This is a genomic window from Albidovulum inexpectatum, assembly GCF_002927635.1.
GTDB lineage: Bacteria > Pseudomonadota > Alphaproteobacteria > Rhodobacterales > Rhodobacteraceae > Albidovulum > Albidovulum inexpectatum.
The window spans coordinates 93,068-110,045 of the sequence record NZ_PRDS01000009.1 but is presented as its reverse complement, the minus strand read 5'-3'; the positions used below and the strand labels follow the sequence as shown (position 1 = coordinate 110,045).

At 62.9% G+C, this 16,978-nt stretch carries 15 protein-coding genes and 1 tRNA gene; 11 read left to right on the top strand and 5 right to left on the bottom strand.

Annotation, left to right across the window (positions count from 1 at the left end; translation table 11 throughout):
- Positions 1–2 precede the first annotated feature (2 nt).
- The gene (locus tag LV82_RS13035) at positions 3–302 is read left to right on the top strand and encodes a transposase (protein ID WP_342750189.1); all 300 of its coding nucleotides are present in this window, start codon (positions 3–5) and stop codon (positions 300–302) included.
- Positions 303–511: 209 nt separating this feature from the next.
- Here LV82_RS13035 and LV82_RS13030 read toward each other — a convergent pair whose 3' ends face one another.
- Complete coding sequence (locus tag LV82_RS13030; RefSeq protein ID WP_104072369.1) at positions 512–805, bottom strand: transposase; 294 nt, start codon at positions 803–805, stop codon at positions 512–514.
- Positions 806–1,366: 561 nt separating this feature from the next.
- Between LV82_RS13030 and LV82_RS13025 the strand changes: the two genes are divergently transcribed.
- From LV82_RS13025 to LV82_RS13015, 3 genes are all read left to right on the top strand, one after another.
- Positions 1,367–1,666 (top strand): ribbon-helix-helix domain-containing protein, encoded by a 300-nt coding sequence (locus LV82_RS13025; protein ID WP_104072367.1) that lies wholly within the window; start codon positions 1,367–1,369, stop codon positions 1,664–1,666.
- An 813-nt stretch (positions 1,667–2,479) separates the two neighbouring features.
- Positions 2,480–2,887, top strand: coding sequence for a hypothetical protein (locus LV82_RS13020; RefSeq protein WP_104072365.1), 408 nt, complete (start codon positions 2,480–2,482; stop codon positions 2,885–2,887).
- Positions 2,887–3,147: a hypothetical protein gene (locus tag LV82_RS13015; RefSeq protein ID WP_104072363.1), complete on the top strand. Its 261-nt coding sequence runs from the start codon at positions 2,887–2,889 to the stop codon at positions 3,145–3,147. The genes LV82_RS13020 and LV82_RS13015 overlap by 1 nt, the downstream gene beginning before the upstream one ends.
- A 302-nt stretch (positions 3,148–3,449) precedes the next feature.
- On the opposite strand, the gene LV82_RS13010 is transcribed toward LV82_RS13015, so the two are convergent.
- The 3 genes from LV82_RS13010 to LV82_RS13000 all read right to left on the bottom strand — a co-directional run bounded on the left by LV82_RS13010 (position 3,450) and on the right by LV82_RS13000 (position 6,636).
- A complete protein-coding gene (locus LV82_RS13010; RefSeq protein WP_104072361.1) occupies positions 3,450–5,432 on the bottom strand; it encodes a site-specific integrase in 1,983 nt (660 codons plus the stop codon).
- 161 nt (positions 5,433–5,593) lie between these two features.
- Positions 5,594–5,668 (bottom strand) — tRNA-Asn (locus tag LV82_RS13005).
- Between the two features lie 68 nt (positions 5,669–5,736).
- Positions 5,737–6,636: an MBL fold metallo-hydrolase gene (locus LV82_RS13000; protein ID WP_245873165.1), complete on the bottom strand. Its 900-nt coding sequence runs from the start codon at positions 6,634–6,636 to the stop codon at positions 5,737–5,739.
- 40 nt (positions 6,637–6,676) lie between these two features.
- Here LV82_RS13000 and LV82_RS12995 point away from each other — a divergent pair, with 40 nt between their 5' ends.
- The 6 genes from LV82_RS12995 to LV82_RS12970 all read left to right on the top strand — a co-directional run bounded on the left by LV82_RS12995 (position 6,677) and on the right by LV82_RS12970 (position 15,561).
- Positions 6,677–7,999, top strand: coding sequence for an ATP-binding protein (locus LV82_RS12995; protein WP_104072360.1), 1,323 nt, complete (start codon positions 6,677–6,679; stop codon positions 7,997–7,999).
- A 161-nt stretch (positions 8,000–8,160) separates the two neighbouring features.
- On the top strand, positions 8,161–9,147 hold the full coding sequence (locus LV82_RS12990) for a carbon-nitrogen hydrolase family protein (RefSeq protein WP_104072358.1): 987 nt from the start codon (positions 8,161–8,163) through the stop codon (positions 9,145–9,147).
- A 30-nt stretch (positions 9,148–9,177) separates the two neighbouring features.
- Positions 9,178–11,934, top strand: coding sequence for an aminotransferase class I/II-fold pyridoxal phosphate-dependent enzyme (locus LV82_RS12985; RefSeq protein WP_104072357.1), 2,757 nt, complete (start codon positions 9,178–9,180; stop codon positions 11,932–11,934).
- 21 nt (positions 11,935–11,955) lie between these two features.
- Positions 11,956–13,413 carry a biotin carboxylase gene (locus tag LV82_RS12980; protein WP_104072355.1) on the top strand — a complete coding sequence of 486 codons (1,458 nt, stop codon included), beginning with the start codon at positions 11,956–11,958 and terminating at the stop codon, positions 13,411–13,413.
- 20 nt (positions 13,414–13,433) lie between these two features.
- Positions 13,434–14,423: a C45 family autoproteolytic acyltransferase/hydrolase gene (locus LV82_RS12975; protein WP_104072393.1), complete on the top strand. Its 990-nt coding sequence runs from the start codon at positions 13,434–13,436 to the stop codon at positions 14,421–14,423.
- Between the two features lie 91 nt (positions 14,424–14,514).
- Entirely contained in the window at positions 14,515–15,561 is a 1,047-nt protein-coding gene (locus LV82_RS12970) for an alcohol dehydrogenase family protein (RefSeq protein ID WP_104072354.1), read from the top strand.
- Positions 15,562–15,564: 3 nt separating this feature from the next.
- Here the strand turns inward: LV82_RS12970 and LV82_RS12965 are convergent, their stop codons facing one another.
- Entirely contained in the window at positions 15,565–15,894 is a 330-nt protein-coding gene (locus LV82_RS12965; RefSeq protein ID WP_245873164.1) for a DUF6476 family protein, read from the bottom strand.
- On the opposite strand from LV82_RS12965, the gene LV82_RS12960 reads away from it, so the two are divergent.
- Positions 15,884–16,927, top strand: a complete 1,044-nt coding sequence (locus tag LV82_RS12960; protein WP_104072350.1) for an RluA family pseudouridine synthase — start codon at positions 15,884–15,886, stop codon at positions 16,925–16,927. The genes LV82_RS12965 and LV82_RS12960 overlap by 11 nt on opposite strands.
- The last annotated feature ends 51 nt before the right edge of the window (positions 16,928–16,978 follow it).

The following is a 16,978-nucleotide window of genomic DNA, read 5'->3' as shown; positions in this document are numbered from 1 at the left end:
CACTGGGACGCAAACAGGCCGGAAGCCTGGCCGGGCTGGTTCCTCACTGCCGCGAGTCCGGCCAGTGGAAGGGCAAGTCCTTCATCAGCGGCGGGCGCAAGCCGCTACGCGACGCGCTCTACATGCCCGCTCTCGTCGCCATGCGCTTCAACCCGGATCTCAGGGCCAAATACACCGCGCTCCGCGCTGCCGGAAAACCCGCCAAGGTCGCCCTTGTGGCCCTCATGCGCAAGCTGATCGAAACCGCAAACGCACTCGTCAAGGCAGATCGCTTCTGGGTCGCAAATCGCGCTTGCGCATGACGGATACTCATTACGCAAATGCCAGGTCATCTGCCGAACGCCGAAGAACGGCGTTTCCAGGAACTGTTCGTCGATCTGGCGCATCAGCATCAGGTTCAGCGCCGTCTCGCCCTTGGGCTGGTAGTAAAACGACGACCGCGAGATCGACAGCAGCTTGCACTGTTTGCCAATCGACAGCTCGGGGTTGGCGGGCTCAACCATCTTCCGTCTCACTTGCCGGTCCATGGCTTGAGCTTTCTGGACAAAAAATCATTGGCCACAGCCAGCTCCCCGATCTTGGCATGCAGTTCCTTCACCCGTTCCTCGTCAATCTCGGGCTTCTTCGCGCCACCGCGCTCGAACACACCGGACGCCCCTTCCAGCAGCGCCCGCTTCCAGCTGTGGATCATCGTCGGGTGAACCCCGAACCGGCTCGCCAGCTCAGCGACCGTCTGCTCACCCTTCAGCGCCGCAAGCGCTACCTTCGCCTTGAATTCCGGCGAATGCTGCTTCCGTTTCGACATCTCTGATTTCCTCTTCGTCGAAGATCAGCAGACAGCAATTCGTAGCCTACGTCAGTGTCCAATTTTCGGGGAGTAGCTCAGTTCAACGTGCCGCTCAGCCACCGCTTACGGTGCAACCGGAATCAGGCTCGTCTCGTGAGCCATCAGGTTTTCCGGAGTAAGAACCTAAGGCGGTATGGCTATGTTATGACGAAACTGATTATGGAGAATACAAAAACGATCTGGGTTGCCTTGGTATCTGGCGGCCGGGTGTCGGTGATGCGCAGATGTCCTCTGATCGCCCGCATCGCTGGAAGCCAGTCTACGCGGAGCAGGTTTCTACGTCTTCTGTATCTAGACTTACCTCATGTCCTTGAAAAAGAATTTCCAAAAATGGCCGGTGTTCCCAGGCGGTCAGCGTGCGGCAGATTTCGGTCTTGGTGAGCATCGGTCCACAAGCCACTGATTTGAATTTACTAAGTCAGGAAACTACGCAGCTCCACCTCTTGCCTTGGCAGGAATTCTTTTTAGCGCTGATCCAGATTTCGCTAGTTTTGTGTCGAGCGACATGTGGACCGAGAGATGCAGACGACGACAATCAAGATACCCGATGACGAACTCGCCGAAATCGACCGTCTCTGGAAAGAGCGTGGTTTCTCATCCCGTAGCGCGTTTCTCCGCTATGCCGGTTTGCATTTCGAGGAGAGCCACCATGACGAGGCTGAGTTTCGGCTCCTCGCCGACGCGGTTTTCACACTTCACCAGATCCGCCGCGCGCAAATCGGTCGTCTACATCTTCTGAAAAAGAAAGACCTGAAGGCCGTTAGTACGCTGCTGTCCAGGATTGCCGATGCGATGGCGTCGCTTGCCGAGCGCCCGTAATGCGCAGGTTCCTGACATTCCATTGGCAAGCAGATGTTGTCAGGGACTACCCGGATGCCTCTGCGGTCATGATCGGGGGGACGGTCCCCGCGATGACGCCGAAGGCCGCGGCGAAGTTCCTTGCCAGGTTGACACGTTCGGACGAAAAGACAGTCTTCCACATTACGCTGTCAATGCCGAGGGGCATGACGCTGTCCGACGAAGATTGGTTGTCGGTCATCCGGCACGTGCTTGCCGCGTCGGGTCTCCCCCCGGATCTCTTACCATGGATCGCCATTGGGCGGGAGCAGACGTCCTGTGATCATGTCCATGTCTTCGGGGCCCTTTCGACATTTGGCGGGCGCCCGCTGGGCGTGCAGACCAGCGTCGCGTTCACAGACGCGCTGCAACTCGACCTGTGTCACCGTCTGGACTTGCCGGAGCCACCAGCTTTGCTCTTGGCGGCGCGGCGAGGTTTTAACGACCCAAGCGGTCCTGCCACATCCATAAGCTTCCCGATCGCCCTAGAGAATGCCTTTCACCGGTTTCGTCCGACGACCGTGCGGGCCCTGGATGCAGCCCTGCGCGCGGTGTCACCGCGTTGGGGCATCTCGATGGCGGATGAACTCGACGAGCTCTTGGTGCTGGATTGGCAGACGGAGACAACCCGGAATCCGCGCACCTTCGGCATGCGCTACAGCTCGCGCGCCATCCTGAAACGGCTGGCAGAGATGGCAGCTTTGGAGAGCCTTCGCCTCATGCGCTTTTTCGCGCATGTCGCGAACCATGTGCCGTTTCGATTCTTCGACACCACAACCAAGGACGTAGAGCCCCATGACCATGACCCCGGAAGGCGAGACATTGGCTCGCAAGATCGACGAGACCCGCAAGGATGTGAAGACCCTTCATCCGCTGATGCAGCTCTTGGATACGACGGACAGCAACCCGGGGGCGGAGTTCGCGGCGCGGCTCATCGCCCTCCTGACCGAGATCCAAGAGGACCAGCAGGTCATGGCGAACACGGTGAAGAAGATAGCGGACACTCCGCAAGCCGCACCGCTGGACCCCGCGGTTCTCGCCTCTTTCGAAACGCGTATAAGCGTGTTGGAGGCCTTCTTGGAGCCCTTGCCAAGCTTGATGGAGAAGATTCTCGAGAAGCTGATCGCAGCCGCAGATCGGCTAAACCGGATCGAGGCCAGGATGGAGACGATGAACCGGGTCTTTGGCCAGCTTCTCGATTGATGGCCGGCGCGGCGGTCCGGCTCGCCCGGGGTATTGGTCGGGCGGGACTGTCGGTGCGTTTCCGGCGGCGCGGCGACGGGCTGCTTGAGCTGCTCTTCGACGACGGCTCGAGCATCACGTTGGACCTGCATGAGAACGAGTTCATCGAGGCATATGGCGAGAAGGCAGCCTTAGCCTCGTTGCAAGAGATTATCTGCGACAGCCTCGGCTGGCCGCTCGAAAAGCCGGAAGCCGACACAGACTCCGACTGCAGCATGTAGCCTATCGTTCAAGATATTGGCTTCCCGGAAAAGCGTCCGCGGCCTCGTCCGACCTGCACAATCCGCTGCGCGGATTCTGTTCCCTCGGTGGTGCTGTGGATCGGGTAACAGGCCCCGATCTTCCAACGCACCACCTCGGCATGCCGGAGCCTTCGAGGCCGCTTGACCGCACTGTTCCGCCCACTCCTCCGGACGCATCCCCGCCGCCCCGTTGGGCGCGAAGGATGGTCCATCATGTGGACGTGACAGCGCCGTCAACCCTTTTCCGATAAGCCCCGTCGATCCGGAACGATAGGCCACCCTTACATCAGGCGGGGCAACGCTTCGATGGCCGCGCGCTTGATGTCCAGCGGGGTCTCGTCGCGGTAGGTCGAGGTGTTGATGCTTTCCTCGTCGTCGTCCTGCACGTGTCCCAACATGTCGATGCGAGTCACGTCGTGAACGCCCGGCATGTGCAGCAGCGTATGGTTGACGTAGTGGCGCAAGCTGTGGATGCAGAGCTTGCGGGGATTGTCGTCCAACGCCAGCTTGAACGCCTTGCGCCAGGCATCGTCGAAGGATTCTCCGAATTTCTCGACCAACAGGGCAGGATCCGCGGCCTTCGCGCGGCGGGAGCCCTTGCGGGGGGTCGGCACAACATCCGGGAACAGCAGCGGATGGCCTTTCCGGGCCTTCGCGACGAAGTCGAGGAAGCCGAGTTCGATCAGATGCGAGTGGATGGGCACGATGCGGGTGCGGCGTTCGTCTTCCAGCGCGCCGTCCGCCTCGCCCTTGATTCCCCGGTAGCGGTTCGACTGGATCACGATGACCGGAATGCCGTCGATCACCTGAACGTCCTCGGCCAGCATCCCCGCAATTTCGGCGCGGCGCGCGCCGGTGTATGCAATGACCAGCGGGATCCAGAACTTGCCATCTTTGTAAATGGCCTTGCCCGGTTCGTGACGGCGGTCCATTGATTTGCAGCCGGTCCAGATCGGGTGTCGGAACACAGCGCGAGCCTCTTCGACGCGGAAGACAGGGCGCGCCTTGTGCTTCTTGCGGGACGATTTCTTCGGCTTCACCTTGGCCGGATCGAGCGGCGGCAGGTTGACGCCCTCGGCCCGGGCGCGGTCGAGCAGCAGCTCGATGGATTTCACGTGGCGGCGCATCGTGTCCGGAGAGAGGCCGAGATCGCCCGCGGGCAAGCCACTGGCACCCGTCAGCACCTCCTTCAGGCTGCGATGCGCATCCTTTTCCGACCGAAGGAAGGTCTTGGGGAAGACCTTGAGCGTGTCGGACCAATGCGTGAGATGCGCCTGCGTGATCTCGTCCACGGAGCCGAGGCCGGTGATGAACATAAAGCGGCGGACATCGGAACAACGCTGCTTCATGACCTGGTCGCTCATGTCATTGGACTTCGCCGCGCGCCAGAAGACATGGGCGATTTCCGTCGACCATTCCGCTTGTGAAGCCGCAAGGGCGGTGTCGCGCGCCGCGTCGAAATGCGCCTCCAGCGTCGCCATCGTGCCCGTGTCGGCGGACGCGGGCGGCGGCGCGGGCTTGCGGGTCGCGATGACGGGCGGGGCGGCCGGTGGCGAGACGATCGCCGGGGCTTGCATCATGGCGATCGCCGGAAGTTCCGCCATGGCCGGGGCGCTCTTGGTCTCCGCCTCCGTTACAGGCATGACTTCAAGGTTAGGGACGCTGCCTTGACGCAAAGCTTCGAGCCGTGCCCGGACATGGGCTTCGCGCAGTTGCGCCATGTGCTCGGCACCGGTCACGGGGACTTCGGAGATTTCCCGCAGCGCGCGCTCAAGTTGCGTGTCGGTCTCGGACGAGCGCACCTTTCGCGCTTCGACGGCATAGAGATGAAGGGCTGCGTCCAGCGTTTCCCGCGACCAATCGGGATCGACGCGATGAATAGGAAGGTTCGCCCGGAACCCGTCCGCGAGAAAACTCTCGTAGATCATCGGCAGCAGGGCCTGGCGCAGTTCATCACCCGCGCCGAACCGGCCCATCATGCGCGCCATGCGCATCTGGCGGCGCAGATCGGACAGGCTTTTTTCAAGGCACCGCTCGAAATACCGCGCGACAAGCGCGTCGGGCAGGGACGGCGCCAACATGAGGAAGCTGTCGAACATCCGGTCGAACTCCTGGGACAGGTGTCCGATCCAGATATGCGCGAGACCGGCATCTGTCGTCCCCAACGGGATGCTGACCGGTGCGGTATATGTGGATAACCCGGGCAGGCGACGGCGAAAATGAAAGCGGTCGCGCTTGCAGTAAAGGTAACGGCAGGTCGTCATGTCTGTCCTCGACGGCTGAGCCATCGCGGAGGAGGGGACACGCAAAGTGAGCCGTCTGTGACCCTCGCGTGAGCCGCCTGTGAGCCACAAGCGAACCTGAGGGTAGAAGGAAACGAAGCTGCTTTCCGTTTTCCTTCAGAATCAACGGGTTAGGTTGATTATGGCTCCGGCGGTAGGGATCGAACCTACGACCAAGTGATTAACAGTCACCTGCTCTACCGCTGAGCTACGCCGGAACACGGGGCGCCGTATAGCAAGCGATTCAGGCCTCGTCCAGAGGGGTCGGGCAAAAAATTGATGTTTCTCACACGATCTGGAAACGGGCCGCTGGAGACACCGGATCGACCGCACGAATCCGGGATCGTTCATTCAGATCAATGAGATGGGCCAGCACATTGCGTTCGGCGGCGGGCAAGAGCGCGGCAGGCGTGTCCGTGTAGATTCGCATCGTCAGCTCGCGCGCGGTCGCGGGGCCGCGGGCCAGCGCATCAAGGATTGCCTGCTCTCTGGCGCGGCGGTGGGCGATGAGTTCCGCAAGGCGGCTGGCGGGGTCCTCGATCGGTTCGCCGTGGCCGGGATACATGCGGCGCGACGGGATGCCCGTCAGCCGCTCGAGCGATCGCATGTAGGCGCCCATGTCGCCATCGGGCGGCGATACCATGGTCGAGGCCCATCCCATGACATGATCCCCGGTGAAGATCCGATCGTGCCAGACAAGGCAGATGTGATTCCCGAAATGTCCCGGCGTGTGCAATGCGCGCAGGCTCCATCCCGCCCCAGCGATTCGGGCGCCATCGGGCAGTTCGATATCCGGCACAAAGCCGGTATCGACGCCCTCGCCGCCGGAAAGCGGATGGTCGCGCGACAGGCGTTCCATGACCGGGCTGCGCCCGGCACGGGCGTCGCCATGGGCCAGGACGGGCGCGCCGGTGGCGTGCGACAGCGTTCGCGCCAGCGGGGCATGGTCCAGATGTGCGTGGGTGACGATGATGTGGCTGATACGCTCGCCCCGCAGCGCGTCAAGGATGGCCCGCAGGTGGGCGGGATCTTCAGGGCCGGGGTCGATCACGGCGACATCGCCCTCGCCAAGAATGAACGTATTGGTGCCGCGGAAGGTCATGGGCGAAGGGTTCGGTGCAAGGATCATGCGCAAGCCGGGTTCCAGCTGCGTGACCAATCCCGCCGTCTGCATCATCGCCTTCATTGCCCTTCCTTCCCCTTCGCGGCCCGGCTAGGGTCGGGCCATGGTATCGATCTGGATGAAAAGACTCCTGCCGCGTGGCCTGTATGGGCGGGCCGCGCTTATCCTGATCGTCCCCATCGTGACGATCCAGCTGGTCGTGTCCATAGCCTTCATCCAGCGGCATTTCGAAGGTGTCACCCGCCAGATGACCCGGAATCTGGTCCACGAGATCGCCCTGTTGTCCGACCGGGTCGAGGCGGCGCCGGACGCGCGATCCGCAGGCCGGATCGCGCGCGAGCTTGGCGAGGCTCTCTCGATCGATGTGGAACTGCCGGCCATGTCGGCGCCGCACCAGGATGACCGCATCCTTTATGACTTCTCGGGGCGCGTCGTGATTGCGGTCTTGCGTGCGGCATTTCCCGGAATTTCCGGCGTGGACCTGTCCAATCTGAAGACCGTGCGGCTGGCCCTGCCAACGCGATACGGGCCGATGGGGCTGTCCTTCGATCGCAGCCGCGTCTCGGCCAGCAATCCGCATCAATTGCTGGTTGTCATGGTCGTGACCAGTCTGCTCATGACGGCCGTGGCCTTCATCTTCCTGCGCAACCAGCTGCGCCCGATCCGCAGGCTTGCCCGCGCTGCCGAAGCCTTCGGCAAGGGGCGGGTCGAACCGTATCAGCCCTCGGGCGCGCTCGAGGTGCGGGCCGCGGGCGCGGCGTTCCTGTCCATGCGGTCGCGGATCGAGCGGCAGATCGAGCAGCGCACGCTTCTTCTGTCTGGTGTCAGCCATGATCTGCGGACGCCTCTGACCCGGCTCAAGCTTGGCCTTGCGATGATGGAGGGCGAAGAGGGCGTCGAGGATCTGTTGCGCGATGTCGCCGAGATGGAGCGCCTTCTGGATTCCTTCCTTGATTTCGTAAGGGGCGACGCGGCCGAGGAAGAGGCCGAAGAGGTCGATCCCGTGGAGCTGGTGCGGTCGGTCATCGAAGATGCCCGCCGCGCCGGGCACGAGGTGGCGCTGCACTCCATCGAGGGCAGGGGCATGGCCCGTCTTCGACCCGCTGCCATCCGCCGTGCATTGAACAACCTGATCGGCAATGCGGTGCGCTATGGAAACCGCGCCGAGATCTCGGTCGCGATACTGGACCGCTCGGTCCGCATCACGGTCGAGGATGACGGGCCGGGCATTCCGCGCGATCAGCGCGACGACGCGATGAAACCCTTCACGCGGCTGGACCGTGCGCGCAACCAGGATCGGGGCGGGGGGGTCGGACTGGGGCTGGCGATCACGGCCGACATCGCGCGCAGCCATGGCGGCAGCCTGCGGCTTGGCACAAGCGAGCGGCTGGGCGGTCTCAAGGCCGAGCTGGTCGTGGCCAGGTGACGCGTTCCGACATGCCACGCCGGCAACCATGGCCGCCAATGCCGTGACGTCCGTGGCTGCCTGCCTTGCAACTGCCCGGCCAAGGCGCGATGATCGCGCGGTATCGGGCATTGCCGCTTTCAACCCATGACGGCAGGCAGGAAACACGGAGAAACCAGGCCATGACACCCTTTGCGATCGCGGGCATCCAGATGCACGTGTCGGCGCTGCACTCGAATGTCGATGGCATGCGCCATCGGCTGGACGTTCTGATGGCGCGTTTTCCCTGGACGCAGATGGTCGTGTTCAGCGAGCTTGCCCCCTATGGTCCATTGCTGACCCATGCGCAGGCCTTTCCGAATGCCACGATCGAACAGTTTCAGGAAGATGCCCGCCGGCATGGCGTCTGGCTCTTGCCGGGATCGATGTTCGAGAAGTGCGAGGATGGCGCAATCCGCAACACCGCGGTTGTGATCAACCCGCAGGGCGAGATCGTCGCGAAATATTCCAAGCTTTTCCCGTTCCTGCCCTATGAACAGGGCGTCGCACCGGGAACCGAGTTCTGCGTCTTCGATGTGCCCGAGGTCGGCCGATTTGGCGTTTCCATCTGTTATGACATCTGGTTCCCTGAGGTCACGCGCCAGTTGACCGCGATGGGGGCCGAAGTTCTGCTGAACCCGGTGCTGACGGGCACGACGGACCGGGATGCCGAACTTGCCATCGCCCGCGCGACCGCCGCGCAGTTCCAGATCTATGTCTTTGCCGTGAACGGGCTGTCCGCGGGCGGGGTCGGGCGGTCGATCGTCGTCGATCCCGCGGCCAACATCCTGCACCAGAGCGCCGGTCAGGAAGAGATGTTCCCGATCGAGGTGGACATGGACCTTGTGCGCCGCCAGCGTGCCACCGGCCTGCGTGGTCTGGGCCAGGTGCTCAAGAGCTTCCGCGACCGCGCGATCGACTTTCCCATCTATGACAGGACCAGCGGCGCGGACGCCTATCTGAAAACGCTGGGCCCGCTGGAAATGCCGACAAAGGGCAAGAGCATCAATCTTGTTGACCCACGCACGGCATTGGGCATTGTGGAAGAGAAGCCCGGTGAAAGAAAACGCTGGGACGACGAAATGATGGGGGCCGAAGCCTTTGCCGGATATCGCGGCAAGGGGGAGTAACGCAGCTCCGCCGAGGCCCCGATTCCACGAATGGGGGGGGGGTATCAATTGAGCGCTCGAGATTCGATCACGAAGGTGCCGTCGCTGTCGGAGCATTTCAGCGCAACGCAACTTCGTATGGATCGCTGGAGCGCCTTGCGCGAGACGACCGAGGCGTTGGCCCGAGAGGGCACATCCGGCAAGAACATCACGCGTCTGCGTGAGCGTGCCGCCGCCCTGTTCGAAGCGCTTGAGACCATCGAAAGATACTTTGCCTTCCCCGGTCTGTCCGCGTTCCAGAACCTTCGCCGCCTGCTGGATCTGAACGGCCACGAAGAACTTGCGCTGCTTGTCCGTCGCGTGGCCAGGGCGCTGGCCTCGGGCGCCTATCGGCGCCGTGCCATCCCGCTTGTGCCGGAAGAAAGCGAATTCGACGACCTTGGCGACGATACCACGCTGCCTTCGGACAAACGGTCCCTGGGCCGACCCTATTTCGAGGTGCTGATCGTCGATGACGTCTCGGACCAGCAAGAGCGATATCTGCGATCGGCCCTGCAGGCGATGCGCCGCGACGAGGATCCGTTCATCTATGAAACCGTCATCGTGCCGTCGGTCGAGGATGTGCTGGTCGGCATACTCTTCAACCGCGACGTTCAGGCGGTCGTCATCCGGCCGGGTCTGAAGCTGCGCTCGCAAAACGATGTCGAAATACTGGATCACTTCCTGTCGCGCTCGGCGACCGAGGCGCTCGAAGAGCTCTATCCCTCGGAATATGGCCCCGAAACCTGCCGCCTGATCGCCCGCGTGCGGCCCGAGATCGACGCCTATCTGATCACCGATCATTCGGCCGAAGACATCGCGGGCATGGATCTGGGGCTGTGCCGGCGGGTCTTCTACAATCAGGAAGATTTCCTGGAACTGCACCTGAACATCCTGCGTGGCGTCAACCGGCGCTATCGCACGCCGTTCTTCAACGCGCTCAAGGAATACTCGAAGCAGCCGACCGGCGTCTTTCACGCCTTGCCGATCAGCCGGGGCAAGTCGATCAGCCGGTCGCACTGGATCCAGGACATGGGGGCCTTCTATGGGCCCAACATCTTCATGGCCGAAACCTCGGCCACGTCGGGCGGGCTGGACAGCCTGCTGGAGCCGCGCGGACCGATCAAGGAAGCACAGGAACTGGCCGCGCGCGCATTCGGCGCCCGACGGACCTATTTTGCCACCAATGGCACATCGACCTGCAACAAGATCGTGGTGCAGGCCATCGTGCGCCCCGGCGATATCGTGCTGCTGGACCGCGACTGCCACAAGTCCCATCACTACGGGATGGTGCTGGCGGGGGCCTCGGTGGTCTACATGGAAAGCTATCCGCTGCATGAATATTCCATGTACGGGGCCGTGCCGCTGAAGGAGATCAAGCGTCATCTTCTGCGTCTGAAGGCGGCGGGGCAGCTTGATCGCGTGCGCATGGTCCTGCTGACCAACTGCACCTTCGATGGCATCGTCTATGACGTCGAGCGCGTCATGGAGGAATGCCTGGCCATCAAGCCGGATCTTGTCTTCCTGTGGGATGAAGCGTGGTTCGCCTTCGCGCGATTCACCCCGACCTATCGGCGCCGCACCGCCATGGCTGCCGCCGAGACGCTGAAGGAACGGCTGCGCGCGCCCGAACATGCGGCCGCGTGGGAGCAGCAGCAGAAGAGCCTGGCCGATGCCGACGAGGAAACCCTGCTGAATACTCGGCTGATCGCGCCGCCGCATGCGCGCGTTCGGGTCTATGCGACCCAGTCAACCCACAAGACCCTGACTTCGCTGCGCCAGGGCTCGATGATCCACGTGCACGATCAGGACTTCCGCGGCGAGGTCGAGGAGGCCTTTCACGAGGCCTACATGACCCATACCTCGACCAGTCCGAACTACCAGATCATCGCCTCGCTGGATGTGGGGCGGCGTCAGGTCGAACTTGAGGGTTTCGACTTCGTGCAGCGCCAGATCGAAACCGCCATGGCGATCCGCCGGGCGGTCGCGACGCATCCGCTGATCTCGAAGTATTTCAAGGTCCTGACGGCCGGTGACATGATCCCGGAACAATTCCGGCAGTCGGGTGTAACCAGCTACTATGATGCCGAGCAGGGCTGGCAGGACTTCTGGCGCAGCTGGCGCGAGGATGAATTCGTCCTGGACCCGACGCGGATCACGCTGCTGATCGGGCGCACGGGGTGGGATGGCGACACGTTCAAGAACAAGATCCTGATGGATCGCTATGGTATCCAGATCAACAAGACCTCGCGCAACACGGTCCTGTTCATGACCAATATCGGGACCACGCGCAGCTCGGTCGCCTATCTGATCGAGGTTCTGGCCGAGATCGCGCGCGATCTGGACACGATCCACGAGGAAGACAGCCGGATGGAGCGGCGCGCGTGGGAGCGACGGGTGCAAAGTCTTGTGCACGACGTCCCGCCGCTGCCGGATTTCTCGGCGTTCCATCCGGCGTTCCGACCCGAGCCCAATCTGCCGGCAGGCGATCTGCGAAGTGCCTTCTTCCTGTCCTATGACGAGACCCATTGTGATTATGTCGATCTTGGGCCGGACCTTCTGGCGCGGCTGGAAGAGGGCGAAGAGATGGTTTCCGCCGCCTTCGTCATACCCTATCCGCCGGGTTTTCCCATTCTTGTGCCGGGCCAGATCATCAGCGCCGAGATCGTCCGGTTCATGATGGCGCTGGATGTCACCGAGATTCACGGCTACCGGCCCGATCTGGGCCTGCGCATTTTCACGCCGGATGTCCTGGCGGACAAACAATGATACTGGGGGAGGACCTGACAGATGCAAAGGAAGGTATTGCGGAATATCTCCGAGATCCGGCGCTACTTCCATACCAACCGCGACCCGATCTATTTCGTTTCGGCCACGAATTTCAACCTTCTTGGCATCGACGAATGGGTGCGGAACTTTTCCTATATCAATTACATAGATTGCTTCGACGGGCGGCACCCGAACGTCTTCGTTCCCTCCGAGATGCCGCATGACGAATTCCAGTCGATCGAGGACATCAACAACTATCTGCTGCAGCACAAGGAGGTCATCGACCGCGTCACGCGTCGCGGCGGCAAGCCGAAATTCGTCTTTCTGATGTTCGACGAAACCACCGAACGTCTGGTCAAGGAGCTGGGCGGCAAGGTCTGGTTTCCAAAGGCGCGGCTGCGTGCCAAGCTGGACAACAAGGTCGAGACGGTCCGCATCGGCAACAAGGCGGGCGTGCCATCGGTGCCCAACACGCTGTCAAAGATCGACAGCTACGAACATCTGCGCCGGATCGCCGAGAAGGCCGGCCTGGGCCACGATCTGGTCATCCAGACCCCGTATGGCGATTCCGGCCATACGACCTTCTTCGTCAAATCCGAATCCGACTTTCGCCGTCACGAACACGAGATCGTCGGCCAGGGCGACATGAAGATCATGAAGCGCATCGACTGCCGCGGCGCGGCGATCGAGGCCTGCGCCACCAAGCAGGGAACGATCGTTGGCCCGCTGATGACAGAACTGGTGGGATTCAAGGAACTTACGCCCTATCGCGGCGGCTGGTGCGGCAACGAGATCTTCGCAACGGCCTTCACGCCGGAGCTGCGCAGGAAGGCGCGCGACATGACCTTCCGTTTTGGCGAGCAACTGCGCAAGGAGGGCTATCGCGGCTATTTCGAGCTGGATTTCCTGATCGACAAGAAGACCGGCGATCTGTGGCTGGGCGAGCTCAATCCCCGCATCACCGGCGCAAGCTCGATGACCAACCATGCGGCCTTTGCCCATGCCGACGCGCCGCTGTTCCTGTTCCACCTGCTGGAATTTTCCGACAAGCCGTTCGAGATCGACGTGGACGAAATCAATGCCCGCTGGTCGGATCCCGACATGATCGACAGTTGGTCGCAGATGGTCATCAAGCATACCGACGATAGTGTCGACATCGTCACCGAAGCACCGCCATCGGGGATCTACAAGATGCTCGAGGACGGGCGGGTCGTGTTCGACCGCTTCGACTATCACCGGCGCGCGGTGGGCGACAACGAGGCGTTCTTCCTGCGCATCCTGAAGCCGGGCGATTATCGCTATGAAGGGGCCGACATGGGCATCCTCGTGAAGCGTGGGCGTTCGATGACCCGCGGATTCCAGCTGACCGAGGAATCAAAGCGCTGGATCTGGGGGATCAAGTCCGCCTTCCAGGCCCGCCCATTGCCCGCCGCGCAGCCGGTCAGCCCCGTACCCGAGCCTGCCTTCAAGATCCTCTAGGGTCGCGCACGGTGTCGTCACTGGTTTTTCGCGCGATCTCGGAGGATCGTCCCGGCGCCAAGCTGGCGGCCCTGTTCAGGGAATACTGGCCCGCCTGGCGCCGCTGGTGGGCGCGCGAGGGCCTGACAGCGCGCCCGACCTATCGGGAATGCCGCGCGGCCTTGGCACGCCACATGCCGGAGCTTCTGGACCTGTACGACGCGCTTTGCGAAGAGGTGGGCGGAGGCGGGGACAATGCCGCGCGCTTCCTGTCGTTCTGGTGCCCGCCGCCCTACCTTTCCGGGTGCAGCCAGGCCGTATGGCAGGGACCATTGCCGCTTCTGGTGCGCAATTACGATTACGCCCCCGCGGCCTTTGATGGCGTGATCCTCCGGACGGAATTCCTTGATCGGCCGGTCATGGGCATGTCGGACGGTCTTTGGGGCTTGCTGGACGGCGTCAATCGCGCGGGCCTCGCCGTTTCGCTGACCTTTGGTGGTCGCAAGGCAGTGGGCGAGGGGTTCGGCGTGCCCCTGATCCTGCGCTATGTCCTGCAGACCTGCGAGACAACGGCCGAGGCAATCCGCGCCCTGGCCCGCATTCCCTGTCACATGAGCTACAACGTGACCGTTCTTGATCGGTCGCGGCATGTGGCCACGATCTATCTGGCCCCGGATCGCGAACCGGTCATCACCCGATCCCCCGTTGCCACCAACCATCAGGAACGCGTCGAGTGGTCCAGCCATGCCCGCTTTACGGCGACGGTCGAGCGCGAGCGTTTCCTGCTGAACCGACTGACGATGCATCCCGAAACCGAAACGCGCTTCATCGAGGCCTTCCTGCGTCCGCCGCTGTATTCCACCGCCTTCGGCCAGGGCTTCGGCACGCTGTACACTGCGGCCTATTGGCCCGCCGAGGGTCGGATGCACGTGGTATGGCCCGGCCTTGTCTGGCCGCATTCTTTCGATGATTTTCACGAGGGGTGCCGCATCGTCCAGTTGCCGGACGACACGACCACCACCTGGGGCTGACGGCGGATATACTCGATGGGCCGTGACTTGCCGCCCGGGGCACGCCCCGTTACCGTTCCGGCCGGATTGATGGGAATGCCAAGGGTGCAGGATGTCTGAAAAAACGATGTTCGGGGTGGTTCTGACCGGTCATGGCGGGCCTGAAAAGCTGGAATGGCGGGACGATCTGCCGCGCCCCGAACCGGGGCCGGGTGAGGTTCTGGTCCGCGTGCGGGCCAGCGCTGTGAACAACACCGACATCAATACCCGCGTCGGTTGGTATTCGCGCAAGGGCAACGCGGCCGAGGACGCAAGCTGGGGCGGCAAGCCCCTGCGGTTCCCGTTGATCCAGGGCATCGACGCTTGCGGTATGGTCGAAGATGCAGGGGCGGGCGTCGATCCGGACCTGATCGGCAAGCGAGTCCTTGTCGAACCCTGCATCCGTCAACGCAATGGCCGGCGCCTGGCCACGCCCGAATATCTGGGGTCCGAAATGGACGGAGCCTTTGCGGAATATCTCGTGGTGCCCGCGGTCAATGCGCATCCAATCGACAGCCCCCTTTCGGATGAGGAGCTGGCAACCTTTCCCTGTTCCTGGTCCACGGCCGAGAACATGCTGTCACGCGCCGGCGCCGCTCGAGGTGAGCGCGTGCTGGTGACAGGTGCATCGGGGGGCGTCGGTTCCGCCGCGGTCCAGCTTGCGGCCGCGCGCGGATGCGAGGTCGTGGCCGTCTCGAAGCCCGACAAGGCGCCGGTCTTGCTGGATATCGGCGCCACGGAGGTGATCGGACGCGACGAGGATCCGAAGACGCGCTTTGGCGAAGCGAGCTTTGATCTGGTCGTCGATCTGGTGGGCGGGCCGGCCTTTCCGACACTCTTGTCCGTCCTGCGGCACCGCGGGCGTTATGCCGTGGCGGGCGCGGTCGGCGGGCCGGTGGTCGATCTGGACCTGCGCGATCTGTACCTGAAGGACCTGACGCTGTATGGCTGCACCGAGCTTGACGATGGCGTCTTCGCGGGGCTTGTACGCTGGATCGAATCCGGGCAGGTGCGCCCGCTATTGGCCAGGTCCTATTCCTTGCGGGACATCCGGGACGCACAGGAGGCATTCGCTTCGAAACGCCATGTCGGCAAGATCGGCCTGAAGATCGAGAGGTGAGGCCTACCGGTCGGTCAGGTCGATCCTGATGCGCTGACGCAACTCGCCGGTCCGGGCATCCAGGATCAGGATTTCGTCATTTTCGGTGACCACGGCGATCCAACCATTGCCAAAGGTCGCCGCGCGTGCCCTTTCGCCGTCGGGCAAGGTGATCCGTGCAGGAAGGACAGGGGCAGGGGGGGCGGTTCCCGGCAGGCGCGTGACAAGCAGCGCGATCAGGGTTATCAGCCCCACGATCATCGTTCCCGCCAATACGGTCACCAGAGCCTTGAGAAAGCGCAGCTCGGGCGGTGTGCCAGTCCCGTCCTTCGGAGTCTTGTCCATGTCTGACATCGAAAACCGCATCCTGAAGGTTGTGATCGGGCCAAACCCGCCCGACCGTCTTGATAAGGCGCTTGCGCGCGATGTGCCAGACGAAGCGGCGCTTTCGCGCTCGCGCCTTGCGCGGCTGCTGGCCGAGGGCGCGGTCAGCCGCGATGGCCAGATCGTGGACAATCCGAAGTTGCGGCCCGGCGAGGGCGAGACCTACACGATCGCCCTTGGCGCGCCGGAACCGGTCGAGACACCGGCACAACCCATCCCCCTGAATATCGTCTGGGAGGACGAAGACCTGATCGTGGTGGACAAGCCCGCGGGCATGGTGGTTCATCCCGCTCCGGGTTCGCCCCGGGACACGCTGGTCAATGCGCTGCTACACCATTGCGGCGCGTCCCTGTCCGGCGTGGGAGGCGAGCGGCGGCCGGGCATCGTTCACCGGATCGACAAGGACACGTCGGGCCTGCTCGTCGTGGCCAAATCCGACCGCGCCCATCACGGGCTGGCGGCGCAGTTCGAACGCCACAGCGTGAACCGGCGCTATTTGGCGCTGGTCCATGGTGCGCCCGACGCGGCCGATCCGCGCCTGCATGGCATACGGGGCACCAATTTCGAACCGGGGGGCGTGCTGAAGATCACGACGCAGCTTGCCCGTCACAAGACCGATCGCCAGCGTCAGGCGGTGCTATTCCATGGCGGCCGCCACGCCGTGACCCGGGTTCGGGTTCTGGAACGCTTTGGCACACCGCCCGCCTGCGCATTGGTCGAATGCTGGCTGGAAACCGGGCGCACGCACCAGATCCGCGTGCACATGGCGCATGTCGGGCATGGCCTGATCGGTGATCCGGTCTATGGCGGCCGCCGCCGCGCGTCGGCCAGTGCGTTGGGTCATCAGGCCGTGGAAGCGATCCGCGCCTTTCCCCGACAGGCATTGCACGCCGCGACCTTGGGATTCGATCACCCCGTGTCCGGGGAAAGGCTGGAATTCGAAAGTCCTCTGCCGCCGGATTTTACCGCGCTGCTTGACCTGTTGCGCGGAACCGCCACCTGATCGGCGCGTTGAATTCCGCGTGAGCGGCATGGATAGCCAATGGCAATGCGA